The following is an 18201-nucleotide window of genomic DNA, read 5'->3' as shown; positions in this document are numbered from 1 at the left end:
GAGCTGCTTCGGCCTTTGGTTATAGTGACCAGGACCCACTACAATCAGCTGCATAAAATTACTGTTAAATCTCCCTAAATCACTACTTTCAAAACAAGCTGAAGCATGTTATTAGATTGCTAATAACATGCTTTTTGATTATCTATATGTAAATAAACCGATTAGCTAAAGTGTGGTATGATTAGGCCGCCATATAAAAATGCAAGCAGGACAACAAATGCCGGGTGTATTTTCCATTTTTGCAGTAAAAGAAAGGCAACTAATGCAATGATTAGAGATTGGAAAATCCCCATTGAATGATAGGAGTCTTGGAACATTTCAAATGTTAGCACAAGCATTAAAGCCGTGATAACTGGCTGAACTAATATGGTCATACCTTTAACAATGGAAGAATCCTTATGTTTACTCATTACCTTTATTAATAAAATTAAAGCAATAGCGGAAGGGACAACTGTTGCAATTAAGGCTACAATAAACCCAGTTGTTCCACCTACACCAAAACCTACATATGCAGCAATTTTAGTTGCTATTGGTCCTGGTAAGGCATTTCCTAGTGCTAGCATATTAGAGAACTCTGTATTCGACAACCAATTATAACGATTGACTATTTCTTCATACATTAAAGGAATAGAAGCAGGTCCACCACCATAACCAAGAATATTTGCTACTAGGAAGCTTAAAAATATACTAACAATTATCATGATGAATGGCCTCTTTCTTTTTTCTTTGATAGTTTATTTTTTATTTTAAAATGGAAAGCTCCATAAGTAAGAAAAATAAGGACCACAATTCCTGGATGAATAGATAACCCCTGTAGCAGAATTATGCACACGACCGTTAACCCAATTCCTACATATATCCCTAATCCCTTTATTGCCTTTTCTCCGAACTCATATGCCATTAATCCAAGCATAACAGCGATCACAGGTACTACTGCAGAAATCATACTTGTTATGATAGTAGAATGACTTAGATAGGTAATAAAAGAGAATAAGAAAACCATGGCTAAACAAGTTGGTAAAATATGTGCTAATACACCTACAATGGCACCGATACTTCCTTTTTGGCGATAGCCTAAATAAGCCGCCATTTTGGTAGCAATGGGACCAGGTAAAGTATTCGCTATCGCTAAAACCTCTCCAAATTCCTCATTGTCAAGCCATTTAAATTTCGTAACAGCTTCGTATCTAATTAAAGGAATAACAGATGGACCACCACCAAATCCGAATAACCCAGAACGAAGCATCGCTATAATTAATTCTTTATACAAAAAAATTCTCCTCTCTCACCATCTTATAACAATCCAAGGTAAAGATAGTTATAATACCTACTATGATACCATCTTTTTGTAGCTGAATTTAGGAGCAAAATGAAAAATATCTACAAAAAGTAAGGAGATATTTTCACAAATAATAAATTGTAATTTACTTCTATTTATATTAAAATAATAAAAATATGCATTTCTCCATACTCTATATACATAATTTTTGTTAAGATCTTGTGTTTATTCACCTTCTGTAAAGAAGATCAAAATAAAAAAAGATAGTACATTGATGCTAAAACATAAATACTGAATATTTTGAAAAAAAGAGGGTGGCAGAATGAAAGATAAATTAATAAAACGCATAAAAGTTGCAGGAAAACAAATTCAACCAGACCTTATCATAAGAAATGCGAAGATTGTTAATGTATTTACAGGCGAAATAATGGAAGAAGACATAGCTATTGCTGATCATTATATTGCAGGGATAGGAAAGTATAGTGGAAGCAATGTTATAGATGCTAAAGGGAAATTTGTCATTCCTGGCTTAATTGATGGTCATGTACATATTGAAAGTAGCATGCTGACTCCTCAAGAATTTGCTAAAGTGTCTTTATTACATGGAGTAACAACTGTTGTAACAGATCCTCATGAAATAGCTAATGTGGCTGGAGTAGAGGGAATTCAGTATATGCTAGAAAAATCGGAAGGCTTGCCACTAGATATAAAAGTTATGCTCCCATCCTGTGTACCTGCAGTTCCTAAGGATTCCAATGGAGCAAACCTTTATTCAGAGGATTTAGAGGGATTTTACAACCATGAAAGAGTGTTAGGGTTAGCAGAAGTCATGGATTATCCTTCTGTCTATCACACGACACCCGATATGATGAATAAACTTCTTTCTGCGAAACAACATAACCGTCTTATTGATGGTCATGCTGCGGGTATAGAAAGAGAGAAACTGAATGTATATGCAGCAGCAGATATTCGTAATGACCATGAAGCAACAACTATTCAAGAAGCTAAGGATCGATTAGATTTAGGCATGTACTTAATGATAAGAGAGGGTACTGTAGCGAAAGACTTGAAAGCATTACTACCCATCGTTACAGAAAGAAACGCAAGAAGATGTTTATTTGTAACGGATGATAAATTAATTAATGATTTGGTAGAAGAGGGAAGCGTGGATCATTGTATTAGGTTAGCGATCAAGGAAGGGCTAGATCCAATAACGGCGATTCAAATGGCTACCATTAATAGTGCAGAGTGTTATAAGTTAGATGATATTGGCGCTATTGCACCAGGATATAAAGCTGATTTTCTTTTTGTAGAGAACTTAGAAGAGTTTAGCGTGCATTCTGTGTTTAAAAATGGTGATTGGATTGTTAAAGATAGGAAGCTGCTATTAGAAAAAATGGTTATACATGATTATAAGGATAGTAGAATACCATTAATAAATAGTGCTGAATTGGAGATAGAGGATTTACTAGTTCCATTACAGTCTAACTTCTGTCACTTAATAGAAATAATCCCAAATAGTATTGTGACAAATAGTACAATAGAATCGGTAAATTTGGAAAATGGCTACTTTGTACCATCTGTTGAAAAAGATCAATTGAAATTAATAGTAGTAGAAAGGCATCATCAAACGGGTAATATAGGAAAAGCTATCGTAAAAGGATTTGGTATTCAAAGAGGAGCAATTGCAACAACTATCTCCCATGATTCCCATAATATAGTATCGGTAGGTACCAACGATAAAGATATCTTACTTGCTATAAAGAGGTTAAAAGAGATAGAAGGGGGAATTGTTGTAGTAGCAGAAGGGGAAATTATTGCTCAATTATCTTTACCAATTGCTGGATTAATCTCAGATCAGTCTTACTTAACTTTATATGAAGAAATGAAAGAACTTAATGAGAGAGTTAAACGGTTAAAAGGTAGTTTAGAATTTAATCCATTTTTAACTCTATCTTTTTTATCTTTAACAGTGATACCTACATTAAAATTAACTGATAAGGGTTTATTTAATTTTGCTTCCTTCTCTTATATTGGGATAGAAGCAACATAATGTATAAGCGTAACTAAAAAAACATTTTATTTAAATTTTAATGATTTGTTCATCATTTGTTCATAATTACTCGTTATTATATAAACATGTTAAGAGTTTCCCCTCTTAAAATAGATTTTTGCCCGAAAAATTTTTTTCGGGCCTTTTTTTATGTCAAAATACAAACAGTACTCATAAAATAATATTAATAAAAATATAGATGTTTAAAATACAAGAATAAGTTAATAATATTATTAAAACATATCGTATTCATCAATACATCTTACAATAAATAAAGATAATGAAAGCGTTTTCCTAATCTGTTATAATGAAATATACAAAGATCTACTTAGTAAAAGGAGTGGATATGATGGAGGAACAAACAAATTTTTTTAATGGGTTAAAATGGGGTATTGTCCTTAGTGTACCACTCTGGATTTCACTTCTTGGGTGGATTAAGATATTGGTTCATATACGGTAAACAGCATATAATTAAAAAAAGCATCATAAGGATAATGTTCATCCAAATGATGCTTTATGAATAATTATGCTTGAGGAATTGGTGGTACAATTTTTCTAATTTGGAATACATTATTGGAAGATTGTTCGCTGATTGCTAGTGTTTTAACTTCTTCCTTTGTATTTGATAAAACAGCTGCATCTGTAGCTGTCACTTGAACAGATGTAATCAATAATACTGCTAAAAAGCTCCATACTAATTTCTTCATGTGTTTGACCCCTTTTCAATAATTTAAAATATCTTCTTTTAATGCTATAAAAGTATCAACAACTAATGGATGATACATAGTACCCTTATTATTAATGATTTCTTCAAATGCCTTTTCAGGTGGCATTCCTTTTTTGTAAACTCTTTCAGTTGTCATCGCATCAAATGAATCTACGACTGAAATAATACTAGCTTCTATAGAGATTTGCTCTCTCTGTAAGCAATTGGGATACCCCTTCCCATCGTAACGTTCATGATGCTGCTCCACTATTAGACCAATATCTGTAAGGAGCGGGATATGTGTCTCTTCTAACAATTGCCTTCCAAAGGTAGGATGCTTTTTCATTACTGCCCATTCCTCAGAAGTTAACTTTCCTGGTTTTTGGAGAATTTCAAGAGGAACTCTAACTTTTCCTACATCATGGAAGAAAGAAGCTAAATTTAAAAGTGTAATTTGCTTTGTACTTAATTCTAAAGCCTTACCAACCAACATGGAGTAGTGCTTAATTCTTTCACAATGATCAACTGTATAGCCATCTTTCTCTTCAATAGAGATGGCTAAGTCTAAAAGATCTTTAGTTAAATGACTATAATGATGAAATACTGGTTGACTAGAAACATATATAAATTCACTAACTCCGACAGATTGAAAGTTAGTGTATCTTCTTATTGGAGCAGCTGAAAAGGCTTGTCCAGATGTCAAAGTGATTGTTTCTTTATCTGTATGATAAATGAGTGTTCCAGATAGAACATATAAAAACTCTAAACCAGTCCAATCTTCCTCTGGTCCCATTGCCCAACTAGATTCTGGTTGTAACTTATGATAGATAACTTCGGTGCCATCACCTGAAGCCATTAAGGATATTTGAAGTCCCTTAAAATGAACGGTTTCTATAAAATCCCCTATATTAATAATCCCCACTTTTTTTCCCTCTCTCGTGTATTAAAAAAACAAAAAAGATTCATAAAGAAAAGAATCTAATCATAGTTATTTTAATTCAAAGTTAAGGTAATTGTAATAGGTAAATACTATTAAAATTTGGGCATGAAAAAAGAGAGAGTAATGATTATTTACAAATATTATTCTAGCAGAAAATAATAGGAAATAATAGATTTTTTTGGATAATGTTCCAAGAGAATCTACTCCTTGACTTAAAGCTTTTAAAATAGTATTATTATCTCGAATTCAAGATAAAACATTAAATATATTCAATTTATCTATTTAAGGTAGGAAGGGGAAATGATGATGCAACATATTTTTAAAAAAGGTACTGATTTAACGAAGCCGATTTTCTTGTTATTACATGGTACGGGAGGAACGGAGCATGATTTGTTGCCTCTTGCTGAATTAATAGATCCTGCTTGCTCTATTTTAAGTGTACGCGGTAATGTATTAGAAAATGGCATGCCAAGATTTTTCCGCAGATTGTCAGAAGGAATATTTGATGAAGAAGATTTAATTTATCGAACTAAAGAGCTAAATGAATTCTTGAATAATGCGGCAGAAGAATATGATTTTGATCGAAAGAATATAGTAGCAATAGGATATTCCAATGGAGCTAATATTGCAGCTAGTTTACTTTTTCATTATGAGAATAGTTTAAAAGGAGCAATGCTTCATCATCCAATGGTTCCAAGAAGAGGAGTAGCTCTACCTTCAATGGATGAGTTATCAGTCTTTATCGCTGCAGGTAAGAATGATCCTATTTGTCCAGTTTCGGAAACAGAAGAGCTAGAGGAATTGTTAAGAAGTGCTGGAGCAGCTGTTAAGGTGCATTATGAAAATTATGGCCATCAACTCACTAGAAGTGAAGTAGAAGAAGCAGGAAAATGGTTCCAGGAGAAAATGTTATAATATTTTTGAATAAAAGGTTGTTTTCTCGTATAATAAAGAAGAGTCTGGTTACCAGTAATAAGTGGAAACCAGACTCTTCTAGCAATTCATTCGTCATTTTAATTATAACTATATTCCATTAACTTTTAATCGTCGTTACGGGAATTTCCACCTTTTCGACCAATTTCTTGATAGAAATCCTTGTCATGGTTATTGGAAGTAGCTTCTCCGCCTTTTTTACCGATTTCTTGGTAAAATTCTTTGTCATGATTATCAGAGGTAGCTTCTCCACCTTTTTTACCGATTTCTTGGTAGTATTCCTTATCATGATTTTCTGAAGTAGTTTCTCCACCTTTTTTACCAATCTCTTGGTAAAATTCTTTATCATGATTATTGGAAGTGGCTTCTCCACCTTTTTGTCCAATTTCTTGATAAAAATCCTTATCGTGATTTTTTGATGTAGCTTTTCCGCCTTTTCTACCTGCTTCTTCTCTACTCATTTTGTTGTCTGCCATAGTTATCACTCCTTAAAAGATTTTTAATAAATTGTACATTTGTTATATAGCCGATTTTTAATAACATAAACATGTCCTAAATAAAAAAAAGATAGAAATTATTGGTAAAGGGGATTTTGATTATTAGAATGCTAACTGAAAATGAATTTATGAAGGTTGTTAAGGTCGCAGAAGATTTAGGTTGTAGTGTGGTTTATCATCCTACGAAAAAAATTAGTTTTAATACAAACATGCATATAACCGTTCCCTATGAGTTTACTTTAGAGAATACATATGCGTTGGCTCATGAAATTGGTCATGTAATCGACTTTAGGAATGGAGAGTTAGATCATGATTATTGGCTAAATGATTGGTCTTATCGCGTTAATGCAGAAATGAGTGCTTGGGTACATGCTTATAAAGTATTGAAACAATTGAATATTCCCTTAGATCACTGGCAAACACATGTGAATGATAAATTGAGTAACTATTTTCTTTTACCAGAAGTCATTTAACAGATAGTTTGCATTCTTCCATCATTAAGGAAAAATTAAGTCTACCCATTTAAAATATGGATAGACTTGTTTAATTTTCTAAACATCTATAAAATATAATGAAATGTAGTTAAGGAGAAAACTGATGAAATTATTAGTAGTAGAAGATAATGTTTCTTTACTAGAATCCATAAAAAGCATCTTAGAAACAGAGTATACGGTTGATACGGCAGATAATGGCGAGGATGGCATGTTTTATGCTGAGCAAAATATATATGATTTAATTGTTTTAGATGTAATGTTACCACATATGAATGGTTTTGAAATTGTACAGCGAATTAGAAAAGAGAAGATAAATACACCTGTCTTATTCTTAACTGCTAAGGATTCACTGGAAGACCGAGTAAAGGGTTTGGAATATGGTGGAGATGATTATCTAGTTAAGCCGTTTCAAGCACCTGAGTTACTAGCAAGGATAAAAGCGCTTCTAAGAAGAAGTGGAGCACTTGATTTAGATGCGGGGTTAAAATATAAAGAAATAGTACTTACAGGTAAAGAAAATGATGTACTAGTGAAAAATGAACCTATTAAATTAACCATTAAACAATATGAATTATTAGAGTACCTTATCCAAAATAATGGTAAGATTTTAACGAAAGAACAAATGTTTGATCGTATTTGGGGATTTGATTCTGATACAACTATAGCCATTGTGGAGGTTTTTATCCATCAATTGCGTAAAAAGTTAGAGCCTTTTGAATACCACAAAGATATACAGACTGTAAGAGGCGTAGGTTACATTTTAAAGGAAGTATAAGGAGTATTAAGGAACATGTTTCGTAAAACTAGAATAAATCTTACTATATTAAACTCCCTTGTTTTTATTCTTTTAATGATCGTATTAGGTTCTACTGTGTATCATTATACAGAAAAGCAAACCTACCGAGAAGTTAATAATTCATTATTGAATGGTATAAAGAAAATAAGCTTAGTATTGGAAAGAAATGAGAGAACTCCTTCTGATCGTACTCCAATGCTTGAACCACAAATAAATCTTATTCAATGGGATAAAGATGATCATATTGAAGGAATGATGGAAAATTCCATTATTGATTATACGAGTGAAGAGAAACAATTTCGTCCTATTGAATTAAATAAACTAGAGAAAAGGACTTCTTCAGAAGGATATACTTTTCAAACAATCTCCACGACTATTGAAATTGATGGAGAAACAAAAACCATTCAATTGCTTAGAAATATTGATTCAGAGGAAAGTATGCTACATCAACTTATTTTGATAATGACGATTGGTGTTGCAATAGGCAGCTTGTTTGCGGTAGTAGCTGGTTATTTGTTAGCTGGGAGAGCGTTAGTGCCTATCCAGAGATCTTGGGAAGCTCAACAACAATTCGTCTCGGATGCTTCTCATGAAATACGTACCCCTCTTGCTGTTATTCAATCAAGAACTGACTTATTATTTCGGGAGCCAGATGCAACGGTACAGGAGAAAGCAGTTGATATTTCTGTCATTTCAAAAGAAACAAGGCGTTTAAGTAAGCTTGTTACGAATCTTTTAACATTAGCTCGATCAGATTCTAATCAGGTAGAAATAACAAAAACTATGTTTTCTCTTGAGGAAGTATTACAAGAAGTAGTGCTCCAATATGAAGATATTGCTGACTTTCAAGGCAAAAAAATCTATTCCATGACAAAAAAGCAAATTCCATTCAATGGTGATAAGGAAAGAATTCATCAAATGCTTGTTATTCTTGTTGATAATAGTATGAAATTTACCGATGAGGGTGGAGAAATTATTTTACAAGCTACAGAAAAGGCAAACTCTGTAGTAATAGAAGTAAAGGATAATGGAATGGGTATACCAAAAGAGGATTTATCTAAAATATTTAATCGATTTTATCAAGTAGAACAATCTAGAACAAACATAGAAGGAACTGGTTTAGGCCTTTCTATCGCTAAGTGGATTGTAGAGAAGCATGATGGAGTTATTAAAGCGGAGAGTATTCTAGGTAAAGGAACTTCTTTTGAAATTACATTCCCAAAATAAAGAATTAAAAATCCTAGCTTATTCTTACTATATTTAGCAATTAGAATAAGCTAGGATTTTTAATAATCGAGAAATCTAAATGATTATTGGTTCATATCTTTAGAGAGAAATCCTTGTTGTTTAATACTTTTTGCGTTACTTGGGTAATAGGATTGATGATAAAAAGAAGCAATTCTCTCTGTCCAATCGGCTTCTTTATCTCCTCTATCCTTTAAGTATTCTTTGTAGGTTTGATTATAGGATTCTAAAAAGGGCTGTTGGTTTTGTTCATATTTTTCCTCGTGTAAAATAGCTTGTAAAGGTAGACGTGGTTTCAGACCAGGATCTCCTTCTGGATAGCCAAGGCATAGTCCTGAGATGGGTAAAACGTACTTTGGTAATTTTAGAAACTCAATTACCTCCAGAGAATTTCTACGAATACCTCCGATAGGTACAGTACCAAGTCCAAGAGATTCTGCTGCTGTTATGGCGTTTTGCATAGCTAATCCTACATCTGTAGCTGCAACTAAAAGAGTATCAATATCCTCAATAGCTTTAAAATCCTTACCTTCTAAATTACTAGCCAGGTTAGCACGATAGAAGTCTGCACAAAACACAAGAAAAACTGGTGCTTCTTTAATATGCTTTTGATTGCCGCATAACTCCGCTAATCGATCTTTTCGTTCTACATCTTGTACAAGGATCGCTGTAACATGCTGTCCGTTAATCCATGACGGTGCTGATTGTGCAGCTAGCATAATCTGTTCAATCGTCTCCATAGTAACCTCTTTATATTGATAGCTTCTGAAAGAGCGATGATTAGCTAAAGTTTTTATTGTCTCGTTCATCACCTTGTTCCCCCTTAACAATAAGTAATACTTAATTCTAGCATAAGTTACAATGTGATTGTTTATATGTGGCTTATAATCAATTCCTCACCTTATAGTAAGGATTCTGCTCCATCAATAAAAATTTCTGTACCTGTTATATGATTGGACAAGTCAGAGCTTAAAAAACAAACCAAATCAGCAACTTGATTAGCACTACCAGATCCATGGGACAATGGCTGACTACCTTCTGGATACTCAACTGGAATAATAATTTCTTCTAAGTGCTTCTCATCTTTAAAGGTATTTTTTTCAATATTTGTGTCAATAGCTCCAGGGCAAATTGTATTTACACGGATTTTAAATTGTGCTAATTCTAATGCTGCCATTTTTCCAAAGGCAACTTGTCCAGCTTTCGATGTACTGTATGCAGACATGCCAAAGTTTTTAAAAACTCTATTTCCATTAATACTACTTGTAATAATAATACTTCCACCATTTTCCTTTAGATAAGGGATGGAATATTTAACCGTTAAGAACGTACTTTTTAAATTTGTCTCAATAGTAGTATCCCATTCTAATGGGGTTAGGTCTTCAATAGAGGAAACGGCACCGTTAATTCCAGCGTTAATGAATACAGTATCTATTCTTTTCCATTCTTCTATGGTAGCTTTAATGGCATTATTAATAGACTCAGGATCGGCAACATTAGCTTGAAGTGAAATAGCATTCCCCCCATTTTCATTAATAGAATACTTCGTTTCTTCTAGTTTTTCTTTATTCACATCTACTAAAGCAATTTTCATGCCTTTTAAAGCAAGAGAATGTGCAGTAGCTTGGCCAATACCAGATGCTGCTCCTGTAATGAATGCTACTTTTTCTTTTAAATCCTCCATGTATAATCTCCTCCTTATGTTTCTTGCATGGTAAAGTACTTAATGATATTTATATCCATAAAGCACTAACAAGAAACCTTCTGTACTATTAGAATTCATAAAGATGTAAGAATTATTGCTTCGACTAAAATTGGAACTTTAGTACAATGGAGAAGAGGAGCTGAGATAAATGAAAGCGATGATAATAGAAGGATTTGGAGAAGCAAGTGAATTTATATTAAAAGAGATAGAGAAACCATCATTAAAGCCTAACCATGTTCTTATTGAAGTAGCAGCAACAAGTGTGAATCCTATTGATATCAAAGTGCGAAGTGGTGCAGTACCAGCAGCAGCACCTTGTTTACCTGCTGTACTACATGGTGATGTAGCAGGTGTTGTGGCAGAGGTAGGTGAAGGAGTTAAGGATTTTTGTGTTGGTGATGAAGTGTTCGGTTGTGCTGGTGGTTTTAAAGGAACTGGTGGAGCATTAGCAGAATACATGTTAGCAGATGTACGCTTATTAGCGAAAAAACCTAAAAATCTTACAATGGAAGAGGCGGCAGCTTTACCTCTTGTTGGAATTACTGCATGGGAAGCACTATTTGAGAGAGGGAAATTAAAATCGACAGATAGAATTCTTATCCACGGAGGAACAGGAGGAGTAGGTCATATTGCTATACAGCTAGCTAGATATGCTGGTGCCGATATATATACAACTGTTTCAAGTGGTGAAAAAGGACAAATAGCAAAAAAACTAGGAGCTAATTTCATCTTGAACTATAAAGAAGAAAAGGTGGAAGAATATGTACAAAAATATACAAACGGAGAGGGGTTTCCAATCGTTTTTGATACAATTGGTGGTGATAATCTAGACAAGTCCTTTCAAGCAGCTAGTATCAATGGTACAGTATTAAATATTGCAGCAAGGTCTACACATGATTTATCACCTCTTCATGCCAAAGGTCTTTCCCTTCATGTAACCTTTATGCTATTAAAGATATTAAATGAGTCTAAAAGAGACAACCATGGTGCTATATTAAAGGAATTATCAGTTATTGCAGAAGACAATAAATTAAAACCATTAATAGATAAACGAGTATTCACAATAGAAGAAGTAGCAAAGGCACATGACTATTTAGCATCTGGTAGTGCGGTTGGAAAGGTTGTCTTAGTGAATAAATGGTAGAATAATTAAGTATGTATTATCTAAAGGTAGCAAGTTATCTAGAAAAACAAAAGGTTGATTGTAGCGAATAAAAACGCCAATCAACCTTTGTTAATTTGAAATGTAAATACTATATTCATGAAATTATTTACTTGAGTCACTAGTTACTGTTTTAGTGTTTTTATATAATGAGTAAGCTTCCTTACTTATTGAGACATTATCTTGTTGTATTTTAGACACAGAGCTTTGATTACTAGATTCTGACTTTTGGCTTTGAAGTACTTGAATTTGCTCTTCCAATTGAGAAATTTGTTTTTTTATTTGCTCTAGCTGTTTTTCTTTTTCCTCTTCTTTTAAATTCTTGTTCTGTTCAATTTGAGTTTGCTGAGATTTTAATTGCTGTTTCTGACTTTCAAGTGATTTTATCTGAATAGATACATCTGATGAACTACTACTTGTTGTACTAGAAGTAATGCTTGTTGAGCTGCTTGAGATTGAACTGATCATACGTTTTTCTTTCCCTTCCATTAAATAATAAATCATACTACTAAAGAAACCTTAATTTTTACTTAAGAATTCCTATTAGTTTCCTGAATAAAAAGGAAGAAAGACATCCAAAATACATAGGTAACACATCATATATGTTGGAGGATATAAAATGAGCTATAATAAATCAAACCCTGATGATCGTTTAGATAATGTAGAAAAATTACAGGATATGGTACAAAACACACTAGAAAATATAGAAAAAGCAGAAGAAACAATGGAATTTGCAAGTTCGGAAGAAAAAGAAATGATTAAAGAAAAAAATAGTAGAAGAGAAGATTCTATCCATTCTTTTAGAGAAGAAATAAAAGATGAAGCTACAGATAGAAAAAATGGGTATCAATAAGAAATTTATACTGCTGACCAATTAAGAAGTAAAAGGACTGATTTTGTTGTATGTCCTTTTCATATATAAGGCTTTTTGTTTATGATCTTTTTGGTGAAGGGTATGTAATCTAATACAATTTGAAAAATAGGAGGTTGTATGATGCCATACCAATCACTTAATGATTTACCTGAAACAGTAAAAGATTACCTACCGAAGCATGCACAAGAAATCTTTAAAGAAGCCTTTAATTCTGCAGAAGAAGAGTATGAGGAAGAAGAAACTGCATTTAAAGTAGCATGGAGTGCTGTAAAGAAGACATATTCTAAAGATGAAGATGGGAAATGGGAGAAGAAAGCATAATTTAGTTAGTTTTTTGGTGGAAAGAAAAGAACGCTAGTCAAATGACTGGCGTTCTTTTCTTTTAAGAAAGTCTATTACTATAGTCTTCAAAGACAAACTGTCTAACAACTTTAATGCCTTCTTCTTCATTGTAAGATGCGATAGAAGGTAAGTTAACGCCATTAAACATATGATTTTTAACCATTGTATAGTGAGCCATATCTGTAAATACTATTTTATCCCCTGGTTTTAAAGGTTCTTTGAAGGAATAATCTCCAATAACATCTCCTGCTAGGCAGGTCATACCACCAAGTCTATAAGTGTATTCTTGTTCCCCTGGCATTTCTGCCCCTATTATCATAGGACGATAAGGCATTTCTAAAACATCTGGCATATGACATGTTGCTGATGTATCAAGGATAGCAATATCCATACCATTGTGAACAATATCAAGTACTGTTGAAACTAAGTAGCCAGTATGAAGGGCAATAGCTTCTCCAGGTTCTAGATATACATCAATATCATATTTCTCTTTGATAAAAAGAATAGATTCAATTAGAGTTTCGATATCATAGTCAGGACGAGTAATATGATGTCCTCCACCAAAATTAATCCATTTCATTTTCTTCAAATGTTCACCAAATTTCGCGTCGACAACTTCAATAGTACGTTTCAATGTGTCGGAGTTTTGTTCACACATTGTATGGAAATGAAGTCCATCAATTCCGTCTAATTCTCCCGGCTTAAAGTTATCAAGTGTTACTCCAAATCTAGAATATGGAGCACATGGATTATAGAGTTGTGTCTCTATTTCTGAGTATTCAGGATTAATACGAAGACCAACCTCTATCTTTTTGCCAGCATTTTGTACCTTCTCTTTAAAACGACTCCATTGGTTGAAAGAATTAAATACGATATGATCTGTGTATTGAAGTAATTCATCAAATTCGCTATCCACATAAGCAGGTGCGTATGCATGTACTTCTTTGCCCATTTTTTCGAAGCCTAATCTTGCTTCAAATAATGAACTAGATGTTACACCTGCTAGATATTTACCAACCAAGGGAAAAGTAGAGTGCATAGAAAATCCTTTAAGAGCTAGGAGGATTTTTGCTCCAGTTCGCTCTTGAACAGAATTTAGCACTTCTAAATTTTTTGTAAGTAAACGCTCATCCACTACATAACATGGGGATGGAACCTTTGTAAAGTCAATTTGTTTCATTTGATTCCTCTCAATCTATAAGAGTAGGAGAGAAGTTCTCCTGCCAAGGTAAACCATGTTTGTTTAGTGCGTCCATAAATGGGTCTGGATCAAATTCTTCTACGTTATAAACGCCAGGTTTTTTCCAAACACCTTTCATCATTAACATTGCACCTATCATTGCTGGAACTCCAGTTGTGTATGAAATTGCCTGTGAGCCAACTTCACGATAGCATTCTTGGTGATCACAAATATTGTAAACGTAATAAGATTTTGGTTTACCATCTTTAACGCCTTGAATGATACATCCAATATTTGTTTTTCCTTTCGTTCTAGGTCCAAGTGATGCTGGATCTGGAAGAATTTCCTTTAGGAATTGTAAAGGAATAATTTCTTTTCCTTCATACATAATAGGTTCAATAGATGTCATTCCAACATTTTCTAGGACCTTTAAGTGATTTAAGTAATTATCAGAGAAGGTCATCCAAAAACGAATTCTCTTAAGACCTTTAATGTTTACTGCTAAGGATTCAAGTTCTTCATGGTATAAAAGGTAAATGTTTTTTGGACCAACTTGGTCTAAATCATATTCTCTTTTCTCAGAAAGAGGTGGTGTTTCTACCCATTCCCCTTCTTCCCAATATCTTCCGTTTGCTGTTATCTCACGAATATTGATTTCAGGGTTAAAGTTTGTAGCAAATGGATACCCATGATCTCCACCGTTTGCATCCACAATATCAATATAATGAATTTCATCAAAATGATGTTTTTGTGCGTATGCAGTGAAAACCCCAGTTACACCTGGATCAAAACCACTACCAAGTAAAGCAGTTAAGCCTGCTTCCTCAAATTTTTGTTTGTACTCCCATTGCCATTTATATTCAAACTTAGCTGTTTCAGGTGGCTCATAGTTTGCAGTATCTAAGTAGTGCACACCAGTAGCAAGACATGCGTCCATAATTGTTAAATCTTGGTAAGGGAGTGCTACGTTAATAACTAATTCAGGTTTAAAGCTATTGATTAATTCAATTACTTCTTCTGTTTTATCAGCATCAACTTGCGCAACTGATACTTTAGTTTTTCCACCATCTAATTTATCTTTGATTGCTTCACATTTGGAAAGAGTTCTACTAGCAATACAAATTTCTTCGAATACATCCGGTACTTGACAGCATTTATGCGCTACAACGCTTGCAACACCACCAGCACCAATAATTAATGCTTTACCCAACATGAAAACCTCCTTAATACTACCTAAAAAATTCAATAGGCTGATTATACATAATGTGCGACAAATAATCCATATAATCCGACAAAATATAAATTTTTAAATAAAAATAATTACTTATTTCTTATTATTATCTCAAAAAAACAAAAAAAACAAGGAGAATTGGAGAAAGGTTAGGGAGGAAGTTGTCGTATAAGACAGAAGAAAAAATAAACTCTGTTAGTGTGTTATGATAATGGATGAATATGTAAAAAGAAGATGAGGAGGAGAGCGTTTATGGAACATAGAGGGTCAAGTGCTTATGACCAAGAAGATTTCCTCTTACGTTATTTAAGTAGAAGAGAGAGAGAAGATAGTCCTAATAATGCAATTGAGGGTCCTATCATATTTGATTTACTTAAAGATTTTCGAGGAAAAGATATACTAGATTTAGGCTGTGGAGATGGACATTTCGGAAAAGAACTTTTAACCAACGGTGCAGGAAGTTATGTTGGCATAGAAGGATCGGAAAAAATGGTGCATGTAGCTAGAAATAATGTAACTAATTTAAATGGATTTATTCATCATGACACGATGGAGAGTTATCAATTTCCAGTAAATAGATATGATGTTGTAGCATCTAGAATGGCTATTCATTATGTATCAGATATTTTTTCATTGTTTTCCGAAATACATACTACACTTAAAGAAAATGGCAACTTCATATTTAGTGTCCAACACCCACTTACTACTTCTTCTTTTTTAAGTACACAGTCAGGTAGTAAAAGAGAAAATTGGATTGTAGATGATTACTTTATGGAAGGTGAAAGAAAAGAGCCGTGGATAGGGAGCATTGTAGTAAAGTACCATCGAACAATAGAACAATATTTTACTACTTTAACTAAAGTAGGGTTTACTATAAATCATTTACGAGAAGGAGTTCCTAAACGTGAGTATTTCACGAATGAGGATGAATATAATAGACGATTACGAATTCCCTTGGTACTTGTCTTTTCATGTAGCAAACAATAGTGATATAAATAGAAGAAGCACTTCAATATTGAAGTGCTTCTTCTATGAGTGGAGACTATCGGGATCGAACCGACGACCTCTTGCATGCCATGCAAGCGCTCTCCCAGCTGAGCTAAGCCCCCATATTACTATATATTTATTATACAAGAATGGTTAAATTTTTCAAGCTGTGTTTTTTGTAGTGATAAGCGAAAATGATATCTCTCTTTCGCTTATCAGATTTAACTAAATGGTATGTGGGAATTTATATTAAGTACATGGTAATTAACCTATGCTTTCAATTTCAATTTCACTTACTCCTTTAATCTCGGATATTTCTCTATATACCTCTGTCACTTCTCTTTTTTGATTGACAATTAGAATGAGTAATATAGAATGATCGCCATTTTCAAGATCTTTAATTCTGAGATGCTTAATACCAGTTTTTAATTTCCTTATCTCGGAAATAATAGTGGTGACATTTTCTTTTTCATGAGATTTAAGTTTAACACGTATTTCTTTTTCTCTTAGTTGACGTGGTCCAATTAAACTCATAAGAAAGGGGATGAATTTAACACTTATTAATAGGAGAGTAACTCCTGTTAGTGCTTCTATATAATATCCTGCACCTACAGCAATTCCAATTCCTCCTGCTCCCCATATTAATGCAGCTGTAGTTAAGCCTGAAATACTGTCGTTCCCCCTACGAAGTATGACACCTGCTCCCAAGAAACCAATTCCAGAGACAATCTGAGCTGGCAATCGTAATGGATCCATTTGAATATTTACTTGATCGCTACCTGGAAACTTATATGCTGCTTCAATAGATATAATAGTTAGTAAACAACTTACGATACTTATAACTAGACTAGTTTTTAGTCCTACTGGTTTACGTTTAATTTCTCTTTCTAATCCAATAATTAGTCCTAACCCAGCAGAAATGCCTAGTTTTAATAGAAAATCCATTTCCATATTAATGTTATCCCCTGCTTTAATTATGATTTCTTCTCACGTGATTAAAACGGAACTGAAAAAGAATCCGATTATGTTCATATAACCTATTTCATATTATTAAAAACTTATTTCCTAAAATAATATGAAATCTGAATTAAAATAATGAATCAATTTTAATTATTGTTTCCTACTAATCCTATTATTAATAATTTTAAAAAAGAATAATGGAAGTAAGATGCTATTTATATAGAAGGAGAGCAATCAAAAATAAATTAGGAGGCATGTTCTTTTTGTTAAGGAAGGAATAAGTTTGATAGAGCTTTGGTTATATATGAAAGAATAATGGAAAGGGATAAAAAGGTTCTTATTAATAATTATCTATTGGAACTATTGAATAAGTAAGCTGTTAGAGAAGGTATGCTTTCTATTTATTGGTATGTTGAAGAATGAGGGGAATATTTTTTTAAAAATGTATTGACCTTTGATTTAATTATTGTTATATTTATATCCGTCGCTGAAACAACACAAAACGTTGAACTAAACGACGGAAAAATTATCTCAAAAAAACATGTTGACAAACAAAGTTAACAAATGTTATGATAATCAAGTCGCTTCTCGAAGGCGACAAACGAAATGCTCCTTGAAAACTGAACAATAAACGTCAACAATAAATCGTTCTTATAGAACGAAACAAGTATTACAAAAGCTAGAGTTTAGCATTTGAGCTAATCTTACTCTTTATTGGAGAGTTTGATCCTGGCTCAGGACGAACGCTGGCGGCGTGCCTAATACATGCAAGTCGAGCGGACTTTAAAAGCTTGCTTTTAAAGTTAGCGGCGGACGG

At 33.3% G+C, this 18201-nt stretch carries 21 protein-coding genes, 1 tRNA gene and 1 rRNA gene; 11 read left to right on the top strand and 12 right to left on the bottom strand.

Annotated features, from left to right (window positions below; translation table 11 throughout):
* Window positions 1-161 precede the first annotated feature (161 nt).
* On the bottom strand, window positions 162-701 hold the full coding sequence (locus tag F9279_RS17525; protein WP_152115361.1) for a chromate transporter: 540 nt from the start codon (window positions 699-701) through the stop codon (window positions 162-164).
* Window positions 698-1270, bottom strand: coding sequence for a chromate transporter (locus F9279_RS17520; protein WP_264298261.1), 573 nt, complete (start codon window positions 1268-1270; stop codon window positions 698-700). The genes F9279_RS17525 and F9279_RS17520 overlap by 4 nt, the downstream gene beginning before the upstream one ends.
* 331 nt (window positions 1271-1601) lie before the next feature.
* Between F9279_RS17520 and ade the strand changes: the two genes are divergently transcribed.
* Together ade and F9279_RS25755 are read left to right on the top strand one after the other, a co-directional pair.
* The gene (ade, locus tag F9279_RS17515) at window positions 1602-3332 is read left to right on the top strand and encodes an adenine deaminase (protein ID WP_152115359.1); all 1731 of its coding nucleotides are present in this window, start codon (window positions 1602-1604) and stop codon (window positions 3330-3332) included.
* Window positions 3333-3639: 307 nt separating this feature from the next.
* A complete protein-coding gene (locus F9279_RS25755; protein ID WP_226793669.1) occupies window positions 3640-3792 on the top strand; it encodes a hypothetical protein in 153 nt (50 codons plus the stop codon).
* Window positions 3793-3856: 64 nt separating this feature from the next.
* On the opposite strand, the gene F9279_RS17510 is transcribed toward F9279_RS25755, so the two are convergent.
* Together F9279_RS17510 and F9279_RS17505 are read right to left on the bottom strand one after the other, a co-directional pair.
* A complete protein-coding gene (locus tag F9279_RS17510) occupies window positions 3857-4039 on the bottom strand; it encodes a hypothetical protein (RefSeq protein WP_152115357.1) in 183 nt (60 codons plus the stop codon).
* 15 nt (window positions 4040-4054) lie between these two features.
* Window positions 4055-4960, bottom strand: a complete 906-nt coding sequence (locus F9279_RS17505; protein ID WP_152115355.1) for an HD domain-containing phosphohydrolase — start codon at window positions 4958-4960, stop codon at window positions 4055-4057.
* Between the two features lie 321 nt (window positions 4961-5281).
* On the opposite strand from F9279_RS17505, the gene F9279_RS17500 reads away from it, so the two are divergent.
* Window positions 5282-5893: an alpha/beta hydrolase gene (locus tag F9279_RS17500; protein ID WP_193224621.1), complete on the top strand. Its 612-nt coding sequence runs from the start codon at window positions 5282-5284 to the stop codon at window positions 5891-5893.
* A gap of 125 nt (window positions 5894-6018) precedes the next feature.
* On the opposite strand, the gene gsiB is transcribed toward F9279_RS17500, so the two are convergent.
* Window positions 6019-6387: a glucose starvation-inducible protein GsiB gene (gsiB, locus tag F9279_RS17495; protein WP_152115352.1), complete on the bottom strand. Its 369-nt coding sequence runs from the start codon at window positions 6385-6387 to the stop codon at window positions 6019-6021.
* Between the two features lie 149 nt (window positions 6388-6536).
* Here gsiB and F9279_RS17490 point away from each other — a divergent pair, with 149 nt between their 5' ends.
* The 3 genes from F9279_RS17490 (at window position 6537) to F9279_RS17480 (ending at window position 8925) form a co-directional block, all read left to right on the top strand.
* The gene (locus F9279_RS17490; protein ID WP_226793666.1) at window positions 6537-6881 is read left to right on the top strand and encodes a hypothetical protein; all 345 of its coding nucleotides are present in this window, start codon (window positions 6537-6539) and stop codon (window positions 6879-6881) included.
* A 124-nt stretch (window positions 6882-7005) separates the two neighbouring features.
* Window positions 7006-7677 (top strand): response regulator transcription factor, encoded by a 672-nt coding sequence (locus F9279_RS17485; protein WP_152115348.1) that lies wholly within the window; start codon window positions 7006-7008, stop codon window positions 7675-7677.
* Window positions 7678-7692: 15 nt separating this feature from the next.
* Complete coding sequence (locus F9279_RS17480; RefSeq protein ID WP_152115346.1) at window positions 7693-8925, top strand: sensor histidine kinase; 1233 nt, start codon at window positions 7693-7695, stop codon at window positions 8923-8925.
* Window positions 8926-9008: 83 nt separating this feature from the next.
* Here the strand turns inward: F9279_RS17480 and F9279_RS17475 are convergent, their stop codons facing one another.
* Both F9279_RS17475 and F9279_RS17470 read right to left on the bottom strand, forming a co-directional pair.
* Complete coding sequence (locus F9279_RS17475; protein WP_152115344.1) at window positions 9009-9752, bottom strand: NADPH-dependent oxidoreductase; 744 nt, start codon at window positions 9750-9752, stop codon at window positions 9009-9011.
* Between the two features lie 92 nt (window positions 9753-9844).
* Window positions 9845-10627: an SDR family oxidoreductase gene (locus tag F9279_RS17470; RefSeq protein ID WP_152115342.1), complete on the bottom strand. Its 783-nt coding sequence runs from the start codon at window positions 10625-10627 to the stop codon at window positions 9845-9847.
* 169 nt (window positions 10628-10796) lie between these two features.
* Between F9279_RS17470 and F9279_RS17465 the strand changes: the two genes are divergently transcribed.
* Complete coding sequence (locus F9279_RS17465; RefSeq protein ID WP_152115340.1) at window positions 10797-11792, top strand: zinc-dependent alcohol dehydrogenase family protein; 996 nt, start codon at window positions 10797-10799, stop codon at window positions 11790-11792.
* A gap of 123 nt (window positions 11793-11915) precedes the next feature.
* Here F9279_RS17465 and F9279_RS17460 read toward each other — a convergent pair whose 3' ends face one another.
* Window positions 11916-12299, bottom strand: a complete 384-nt coding sequence (locus F9279_RS17460; RefSeq protein WP_193224616.1) for a FlxA-like family protein — start codon at window positions 12297-12299, stop codon at window positions 11916-11918.
* A gap of 130 nt (window positions 12300-12429) precedes the next feature.
* On the opposite strand from F9279_RS17460, the gene tlp reads away from it, so the two are divergent.
* Window positions 12430-12663 carry a small acid-soluble spore protein Tlp gene (gene tlp, locus F9279_RS17455; RefSeq protein ID WP_152115336.1) on the top strand — a complete coding sequence of 78 codons (234 nt, stop codon included), beginning with the start codon at window positions 12430-12432 and terminating at the stop codon, window positions 12661-12663.
* Window positions 12664-12804: 141 nt separating this feature from the next.
* On the top strand, window positions 12805-13005 hold the full coding sequence (locus F9279_RS17450; RefSeq protein WP_152115504.1) for a ChaB family protein: 201 nt from the start codon (window positions 12805-12807) through the stop codon (window positions 13003-13005).
* Between the two features lie 61 nt (window positions 13006-13066).
* On the opposite strand, the gene nspC is transcribed toward F9279_RS17450, so the two are convergent.
* The gene (gene nspC, locus F9279_RS17445) at window positions 13067-14206 is read right to left on the bottom strand and encodes a carboxynorspermidine decarboxylase (RefSeq protein ID WP_152115334.1); all 1140 of its coding nucleotides are present in this window, start codon (window positions 14204-14206) and stop codon (window positions 13067-13069) included.
* 10 nt (window positions 14207-14216) lie between these two features.
* A complete protein-coding gene (locus F9279_RS17440) occupies window positions 14217-15416 on the bottom strand; it encodes a saccharopine dehydrogenase family protein (RefSeq protein WP_152115502.1) in 1200 nt (399 codons plus the stop codon).
* A 273-nt stretch (window positions 15417-15689) separates the two neighbouring features.
* On the opposite strand from F9279_RS17440, the gene F9279_RS17435 reads away from it, so the two are divergent.
* The gene (locus F9279_RS17435; RefSeq protein WP_152115332.1) at window positions 15690-16424 is read left to right on the top strand and encodes a class I SAM-dependent methyltransferase; all 735 of its coding nucleotides are present in this window, start codon (window positions 15690-15692) and stop codon (window positions 16422-16424) included.
* Between the two features lie 49 nt (window positions 16425-16473).
* Here F9279_RS17435 and F9279_RS17430 read toward each other — a convergent pair.
* Window positions 16474-16546 (bottom strand) — tRNA-Ala (locus tag F9279_RS17430).
* Between the two features lie 142 nt (window positions 16547-16688).
* On the bottom strand, window positions 16689-17375 hold the full coding sequence (locus tag F9279_RS17425) for an MgtC/SapB family protein (protein ID WP_152115330.1): 687 nt from the start codon (window positions 17373-17375) through the stop codon (window positions 16689-16691).
* A 720-nt stretch (window positions 17376-18095) separates the two neighbouring features.
* On the opposite strand from F9279_RS17425, the gene F9279_RS17420 reads away from it, so the two are divergent.
* Window positions 18096-18201, top strand: a 16S ribosomal RNA gene (locus F9279_RS17420); the annotation flags it as partial.

Source organism: Bacillus sp. B1-b2 (assembly GCF_009183415.1).
Taxonomy (GTDB): Bacteria; Bacillota; Bacilli; order Bacillales; family Cytobacillaceae; genus Niallia.
This window is presented reverse-complemented; position numbering and strand designations above follow the sequence as displayed.

What these genes read in the sequence shown, in the direction of transcription:
- gsiB (WP_152115352.1), bottom strand. Translation starts at nt 6,387, where the DNA reads ATGGCAGACAACAAAATGAGTAGAGAAGAAGCAGGTAGAAAAGGCGGA.
- F9279_RS25755 (WP_226793669.1), top strand. Translation starts at nt 3,640, where the DNA reads ATGAAATATACAAAGATCTACTTAGTAAAAGGAGTGGATATGATGGAG.
- F9279_RS17490 (WP_226793666.1), top strand. Translation starts at nt 6,537, where the DNA reads ATGAAGGTTGTTAAGGTCGCAGAAGATTTAGGTTGTAGTGTGGTTTAT.
- F9279_RS17425 (WP_152115330.1), bottom strand. Translation starts at nt 17,375, where the DNA reads ATGGAAATGGATTTTCTATTAAAACTAGGCATTTCTGCTGGGTTAGGA.
- F9279_RS17485 (WP_152115348.1), top strand. Translation starts at nt 7,006, where the DNA reads ATGAAATTATTAGTAGTAGAAGATAATGTTTCTTTACTAGAATCCATA.
- F9279_RS17500 (WP_193224621.1), top strand. Translation starts at nt 5,282, where the DNA reads ATGATGCAACATATTTTTAAAAAAGGTACTGATTTAACGAAGCCGATT.
- F9279_RS17465 (WP_152115340.1), top strand. Translation starts at nt 10,797, where the DNA reads ATGAAAGCGATGATAATAGAAGGATTTGGAGAAGCAAGTGAATTTATA.
- F9279_RS17525 (WP_152115361.1), bottom strand. Translation starts at nt 701, where the DNA reads ATGATAATTGTTAGTATATTTTTAAGCTTCCTAGTAGCAAATATTCTT.
- tlp (WP_152115336.1), top strand. Translation starts at nt 12,430, where the DNA reads ATGAGCTATAATAAATCAAACCCTGATGATCGTTTAGATAATGTAGAA.
- ade (WP_152115359.1), top strand. Translation starts at nt 1,602, where the DNA reads ATGAAAGATAAATTAATAAAACGCATAAAAGTTGCAGGAAAACAAATT.
- F9279_RS17435 (WP_152115332.1), top strand. Translation starts at nt 15,690, where the DNA reads ATGGAACATAGAGGGTCAAGTGCTTATGACCAAGAAGATTTCCTCTTA.
- F9279_RS17480 (WP_152115346.1), top strand. Translation starts at nt 7,693, where the DNA reads ATGTTTCGTAAAACTAGAATAAATCTTACTATATTAAACTCCCTTGTT.
- F9279_RS17460 (WP_193224616.1), bottom strand. Translation starts at nt 12,299, where the DNA reads ATGGAAGGGAAAGAAAAACGTATGATCAGTTCAATCTCAAGCAGCTCA.
- F9279_RS17450 (WP_152115504.1), top strand. Translation starts at nt 12,805, where the DNA reads ATGCCATACCAATCACTTAATGATTTACCTGAAACAGTAAAAGATTAC.
- F9279_RS17510 (WP_152115357.1), bottom strand. Translation starts at nt 4,039, where the DNA reads ATGAAGAAATTAGTATGGAGCTTTTTAGCAGTATTATTGATTACATCT.
- F9279_RS17475 (WP_152115344.1), bottom strand. Translation starts at nt 9,752, where the DNA reads ATGAACGAGACAATAAAAACTTTAGCTAATCATCGCTCTTTCAGAAGC.
- nspC (WP_152115334.1), bottom strand. Translation starts at nt 14,206, where the DNA reads ATGAAACAAATTGACTTTACAAAGGTTCCATCCCCATGTTATGTAGTG.
- F9279_RS17470 (WP_152115342.1), bottom strand. Translation starts at nt 10,627, where the DNA reads ATGGAGGATTTAAAAGAAAAAGTAGCATTCATTACAGGAGCAGCATCT.